The 1,903-nt window shown below is 75.7% G+C and carries 1 protein-coding gene; it reads right to left on the bottom strand.

Annotated elements, in window-relative coordinates; translation table 11 throughout:
- A partial coding sequence (locus ABD308_RS10900; protein WP_344331642.1) for a polyketide synthase dehydratase domain-containing protein occupies positions 1-1,903 on the bottom strand: 1,903 nt, incomplete at both ends.

Below are 1,903 nucleotides of genomic sequence, written 5' to 3'. Positions count from 1 at the left end.
GGGCTGGAGGTTGGCGAGGTCGTGGAGGGCGTAGTAGGCGGTGAGGAAGACCGCGGGGATGGAAGCGGCCTGCTCGAACGACCAGCCCTGCGGGACCGGGGCCACCATCCGCTCGTCCGCCACCGTCAACGGCGCGAACGCGGAGGGGAACGCGCCCAGCACCCGGTCACCGACGGCGAAGCGGGTCACCCCCGGGCCGGTCTCGACGATCACACCGGCACCCTCGCCGCCGAGGCCGTCCGCGAACCGGGCGAGGCCCAGGGAAGCGGCGACATCCATGAAGTTGAGTCCGGCGGCGCGGACCTGGAGGCGGATTTCGCCGGGTTCCAGGGGGCGGGTGGCGCGGGGGTTGGCGGCGCGGCCGACCTCGTCGAAGGTGCCGCCGCCGAGGGCGTCGATGCGCCAGTCGTGGCCGGCGCCGAAGCCGGAGACGGCCGGGATCTGGCCGGCGCCGGAGCCGCGTCCGATGCGCAGGGCGAGCAGGGTGCCGGAGCGCTGGGCGAGTTGAGGCTCGCCGGTGCCCAGGGCGCGGGTGATCAGGGCGGTGTGGTCGGGCGCCTCGGTGGTGTCGGGGTCGGCGTCCAGGAGGACGAAGCGGTCGGGGTGCTCGCTCTGGGCGCTGCGGATCAGGCCCCAGGCGGTGGAGGCGGGCAGGTCGGTGACATCGGCGCGCGGGCCCTGTCCGGCCGCGACGGCGCCCCGGGTGAGCACGAGCAGCGGCGTCGATTCCAGGCGGGGTTCGGCGATCCACTCCTGCACCACCGCCAGCAGATCGGCGGCCAGGGTGTGCGCGGCCGAGGCCACGTCCTCCGCCGTCTCCGGCGCGGCGAGCGGCAGCACGCCGTACGCGGGGACGGGCGCCCCGGCGTCCAGCGCCGCCACCAGCGCGGCCACGTCGGCGTGGGCCGACGCCTCGGCGATACCGGCCGCGACACCGAGCGGGTCGGCGCCGAGCACCGTCAACGTGCCCGGGATCGAGGACTGAAGGCCGTCGGCCACCGCGGCCGGGAACCAGTCCATGGTGAACAGGGCGTCCGCCCCGGGCGAGACGGCGGCCAGCTGGGTCGGGTCGGCGCGGCGCACCCGCAGCGACTCCACCAGCAGCACCGGCTCGCCGGCCGCGTCGGCGGCGGCGATCCGCACGGTGTCCTCACCCGTGCTGCGCAGTCGCACCCGCAGCAGACCGGCTCCGGTGGCGAGCAGCGACACCCCGTTCCAGGAGAAGGGCAGCCAGACGCCCTCCTGGGCGAAGCCGTCGTCGAACTGCTGGGCGTGCAGGGCGGCGTCCAGCAGGGCCGGGTGCAGGCCGAAACGGTCCGCGTCGTCCGCCGCCGCCTCCGGCAGCGCCACCTCGGCGTACAGCTCGCCGTCCGCGCCGCGCCAGACCTTCCGCAGGCCCTGGAAGACCGGGCCGTAGTTGTAGCCGCGCTCGACGAGGGTCTCGTACGGGTCGGACATCTCCACCGGCTCGGCGCCGATCGGCGGCCACACGCGCAGCGCCGCGAGATCCGCGTCGCCCGCGTGCGAAGGCGCCTCCGGGGCGGCGAGGGTGGCTTGGGCGTGGCGGGTCCAGGTGGTGTGGGTGGTGGTGTGGGGGCGGGAGTAGATGGTGGTGTTGCGGCAGCCGTCGGGGTCGGGGGCGTCGATGACGACCTGGAGGTCGAGGGCGCCGGTGGTGGGCAGGAGGAGGGGGGTTTGGACGAGGAGTTCCTTGACGCCGGCGCTGGTGGTGTGGTCGGCGGCGTGGAGGGCGAGGTCGAGGAAGGCGGTGCCGGGAAGGAGGGCGGTGCCGGTGACGGCGTGGTCGGCCAGCCAGGGGTGGGTGGCGAGGGAGAGGGTGCCGGAGAGGACGGCGCTGTCGCCGGAGGCGATGTCGACGGCGGCGGCGAGCAGGCCGTGGTCG

It is taken from the genome of Kitasatospora putterlickiae (genome assembly GCF_039527695.1).
In the GTDB taxonomy this organism is placed as follows: domain Bacteria; phylum Actinomycetota; class Actinomycetes; order Streptomycetales; family Streptomycetaceae; genus Kitasatospora; species Kitasatospora putterlickiae.
The sequence above is the reverse complement of the archived record's forward strand: the minus strand, read 5'-3'. Positions and strand labels throughout refer to the sequence as shown.